Consider the following 5,010-nt stretch of genomic DNA (forward strand, 5'->3'; position numbering starts at 1 on the left):
GACGTACAGTTCACGGCCGTGCTCGCGAAGGCGATGTTGTACATAGACCTTCTCTGCCTGATCACGCGAAAACGCGAGGTCGAGGCGGTCGAGCCGGCCCTCGCGCAGGGCCTCCTGCCATTCGATCTGGTAGAGAAAATCGCTGCGGAAGCGCGGGTTGCCAAACACCAGCCAGTTGCGGCCACGAGCAGCGGTTGCTGCACGTTCCTGTACGAATCCACGGAACGGGGCAACACCGGTTCCTGGGCCGATCATGATCACGTCGCGTGCATCGTCCGAAGGCAAGCGGAAGCGATCGTTGCGCTCTACAAACACGGGAATACGCATGTCGTCTCCGGCTTCCGCGAGGAAACCGGATGCAGCGCCGGCATGTGATCGTCCGAATGATTCCCAAGCCGTGCGCGCGACGGTCAGGTGTGCTTCGTCTCCAACGACCTTTCGGCTGGATGCGATTGAGTAAAGGCGCGGGGTCAATGGTCGCAGCGTCGCGACCAGGTCCTCGGCCTCCCACCGCGCTGGATAGGCTCGCAGAAAATCGATGATCTGATGGCTCGCCAGCAATTCCTTGAGGCGCTCCGAGTGTTCCGGTGCCAGCAGGCGATTGAGATCGGCCTGCTCGGAAGCGGCAGCGTGGCGCGCGACGAAGGGGCGCGCCAGCCGGGTCAGCTCGCGTCGAGATTCCAGCCATTCCCGCAGAGTCAGGGATTCGCCGTCATGCGTAGCAAGCGATTCGCCATCAAGGTCCAGCACATCCAGAACCTCGTCGATCAGCGCTGTTGCATTGCGCGGCCAGACCCCGAGCGAGTCACCCGGCTCGTACTCCAGGCCAGATCCTTCCAGCGAAAGCTCGATATGGTGGATCTCGCGGTCACTCTCGCGGGCGGTAATGCGCTGGTTCGACAGCAGTTGAGCGGCGAATGGCGTGTTGCGATCATGTCGGGGTGCACCGCTGATGCCTGTGATTCGTCGCAACGGCAAGACACTTGTGTTGGTGCTTGGGGCAGATGCGGATTCCGTTGCATGTTCGAATGCTTGCCGACTCCACGGCTTGGCGACGGTCTCGATATCGACGTCTGCTTCCCCGAGCGGGAACAGGCGTGACGCTCCAAGCTCTGCAAGACGCGAATCGATCTGCCGGGCTGCCGCATTGAATTGCGGGTAACTTGAATCGCCAAGGCCGAGAACGGCGAAGCACAGCTCGGGCAGTGCCGGCGCGCGCTTGCTGGTGAGGAAGTCGAAGAATCCACGTGCGTCGTCCGGCGGGTCGCCATCGCCCTGCGTACTGATGACAAGATAGAGAAGTCGTTCCGATGCCAGATTGCGCGGTGAATAGCGATCTGAACTCACCAGACGCACGCTGGCGCCGATGGCTTCGATGTCCGCAGCGAGTTGCTCTGCCGCCCGCTTGGCGTTGCCGGTCTGGCTGCCGTAGAGGATCGTTGCGGTCGTGGCGCTGCGTGCGGGCACGGGTGCTGACGTTTCAGGCTGGTCGTTGGCCTGGTTGCCGGCAAGGCCGGCGCTATAGCCCGAGAGCCACCACAGCGCCTGGCTGTCCAGGCCATCGACCAGTCGCGCAAGCAGCCGGCCCTTGTCCTCGGCAAGCGGTATCGGCGGCGGCGTGGAGAAACGGGCAGACATCGGAGGACATCCTGTATGGACGGCCAAACGACCGCGACCCATGCAAGGCTAGGTATCGGCGCCGAGTACCGGAAGGTAGCGTTGCGCATGGATATATGCGCGTGATGCATGAGTGGCGCGCGTTTCCCGGCGGCCGTGAGGAATCCGCCAAGCTGCACCGGTATTGCCGCACGCCCGCATGGGAGCCGGGCCCGACGAGTTGGCACAGTCCGTCGGACGCCGTGAATCCAACGCGCTGACCGGAGTTTTCGCTGCTGATCTGGACAGGGTGGGGCCGGGGCGTAGCCCGGTGAGTATCAGCGCAGCGGATGGCAGCATCCGGCGAGAGCTTTCGTTCAAGAGCACACAAGCCAGCATCAGGACATCAGCCGTGCATGGATGCTGCTTCAACCACCTTGACCGCGTGCACAGTCACGCCCTGCACGACACAGCACGTTTGATCAGGCGGCGGGCTCGATTCGATTGCGCCCTGCGCTCTTGGCCTGATACAGGAGTCGGTCCGCCTCCGCGAGCGCCTTGTCTACGCGCGAAAACTCTGCGGCATCGACCCAGCCGATACTGATCGTCGCGTTGATCGGCAGGCCCTGGAAGTTGCCGATTGGTGAACATGCAACGTCGCTTCGCAATGCTTCGAACAAGCCAGCGCTGGCCTCCCTTGGCTGTTCGCTGATCAGCAGGAATTCCTCGCCGCCAATGCGGGCACACCAGAGTCCGACAGCTGCGCGCATGCGCTTGGCAAGTGCGCCGAGGACCTGGTCACCGGCTTGATGGCTGCAGTCGTCGTTGATGCGCTTGAAATGATCAACATCCATGATCGCGATGAACAGTACGCATGCCCCCTGCCGCATGGCGGCGAATCGTTCGGCGAGGTAGCCATCGGCGTGGTGCCGATTCGGTAGTCCGGTCAAGCTGTCATGCAAGGCTTGATGACCCAGCTGTTCGAGCAGCTGACTCTTCTCCTCGCTGGCGGCATCCAGTGCGATCGCACGCTCGCGCAGTTCACGGGTGCGTTCGTCAACCATCGCTTCGAGGCGTCGTTCATTGCTTCGCAACGTAGCGATTCGGCTGGTGTAGAGGAGCATGACGAGCAAGCTGACTGTGCCGAGGATCAGCAACTGGACCCAGCGGGTTTGCATCCAGGTCGCCAGTACGACAAACGGCAGATCCAGCGAATTGCCTTCAACGCCGTTCATGCCATTGCGTGCCTGCGTATGCAGCACGTAGCGACCGGGTGGAAGATTGGTGTAACCGATACGTGCCTCGCTGACGGGCGCCCCGTAACTGCTATCAAACCCTTCCAGCCAATGGCGATAGATGAGGCCGTCGGTGCTGGAAAATGCCAGCCCGGCCAGATCGAACTCGATGCGTCGCGCAGCAGCGGGCACTTCAAGCGGCAGCGAAGTCTCGATACCATCGACGCTGACGGATTCCACGCTCAACGGTACTGCCGGACGCGGCGGCAACGGGTATTTCGCCGGCTGCAGATGACTGACTCCGTTTGAGGTGGGGATCCACAGGCTTCCGTCGCTGGCGAGCATGCCCGCCGCCGCAGTGCCGCCATTGCACTGGGTTGCCGTCATGCCATTGTCCGCCGTCAACAGGGTCGGGACCAGGCGTGCTTTCGTGCCATCCAGTACGGCCTCGATAGCCTTGCGATCGACACGGGCCAGGCCGCGATTGGAGGTCAGCCAGAATGCGCCGCTGCTATCGATCAGCAGACGAAACAGCGTGTCGCTCGGCATTCCCTGGGCACGACCGAGTGCCCGAAAGTGACCGTCGCGCATGAGCAGAAGGCCGGCATCGGTTGCCAGCCAGGCACTGTCGGCATCCTCGAACTGGATATCGAACGTATCCAGCGCCGGATAACCGCCCGCCTTGTCGAACGTGCGCACGTTCCCGTCAAGATCGCGATGCGCCAGTCCGATTGCAGTGCCAATCCACAAGCTGCGATCAGGTGCCAGCGTCAGGCTCAGGATGAAATCGGGAGCCAGTTTCGGGAACAGATCGATGACCATGCCCTCGCCATGGGTGTAGTGCACAAGGCCCTCCGAGGTGCCGAGCCACAGGCTGCCATCGGCATCGAACAGCAAGGTGCGTACGGAAAGCTGGTGCAAGCCATTGCGACGATCCAGATGTGCGATGACGCGACCATCCCGCATTTGGCTGACGCCGGCATCGTACGTGCCGATCCAGAGGTCGCCCACGCTATCGAAAACCAGCGCGGTGACGCTGCTCGAACCCAGTTCGCGCGCAGCCCACTGTGCAAGGAGCTGACCATCCCGATACTGGTACAGCCCGCCACTGGTGCCGATATAGATGTCTCCGTTCGGGGCCTCGGCCAGGGTTCGCGCAAACGCATTGTCTAGCCCCTGGATCGGACCGTATTGCGCGATCCCGGTTTCGATCACCTGGGAAAGCCCGCCGTTGGTCCCGACCCACAACGAGCCTTCGTGATCAAATGCGAGAGAGATGACGCGCAAATTTGGCAGGCCCTCGGCAATGCCTAGCCGTTCGATCAGGGCGATGCGCCCGTCGACTGCGAAGGTGGCCCGGAACAGCCCTTCGGACTGGGTGCCGAACCAGAGGCGTCCTTGTCGATCGCCAAGCATTGTCGTGATCGATGCCGACTTCATCGATGCGGGCAGATCGATGCGTCGCAAGCCCGAGTCGAGCAGCTCATGCAAGCCTTCATCACCGCCAACGAAGATGCGACCCGCAGCTTCCAGTACCGAACGTGTCTGTCCGCCACCGAAATCCTCGGTCGTGCCGGAATCGATATCCACACGTTGCAGGCCAAGGTGAGTTGCCAGGAGCAGGTCACCATCCGAATCCAGGGCCATGCCAAGCACGCGCCTGCCCGGATCGCCGAGCCGCCTGACGCTGTCCTGATCGATCACCTTGACGCCGTGGTCCGCCGTGCCGACATAGACGCGTTGGGCAGAATCGACGATCAACGCAAGCACCTGATCGTCGACGATATCCGTGTCCCCCAACGCACGGCTCCATCGACCTTGCCGGACCCGCGCAATTCCGTTTTCACTTTGCCCCAGCCACAGGCTTCCATCGTCTGTCGCCAGCAATGAGCGCACTCCACCGGAAGACAGGTCGGGGACGTTTGACGGATCAAACACCTTGAATGCAATTCCGTTGAATCGCGCCAGGCCTTCCCAGGTGGCCGCCCACAAATAGCCATCCCGAGTTTGCGCAATTGCGTGCACGGTGTTCTGCGGCAAGCCATCATCGACATCGTAGTTGTGCACGAGGACGGTGTTGAGCCCACGCTCGGTTATTCCCTGCGCAGGCTCTGCGGCCTGGCCATGAGACCCGATGAGGACGAGGCCAATCAGGGCAAGTAGTCGGATGCGCCTGAAG

The 5,010-nt window shown here is 62.1% G+C and carries 2 protein-coding genes; both read right to left on the reverse strand.

Annotated features, from left to right (window positions below):
* Positions 1–1,638, reverse strand: a 1,638-nt coding sequence (locus tag WBP53_RS04965; protein WP_423926540.1) for a diflavin oxidoreductase, incomplete at its 3' end; no start/stop codon positions are given.
* 440 nt (positions 1,639–2,078) lie between these two features.
* Positions 2,079–5,010 (reverse strand): two-component regulator propeller domain-containing protein (locus WBP53_RS04970; protein ID WP_423926542.1); only part of this gene is annotated, 2,932 nt, incomplete at its 5' end.

It is taken from the genome of Dokdonella sp., from assembly GCF_049593775.1.
Classification (GTDB): Bacteria; Pseudomonadota; Gammaproteobacteria; order Xanthomonadales; family Rhodanobacteraceae; genus Dokdonella.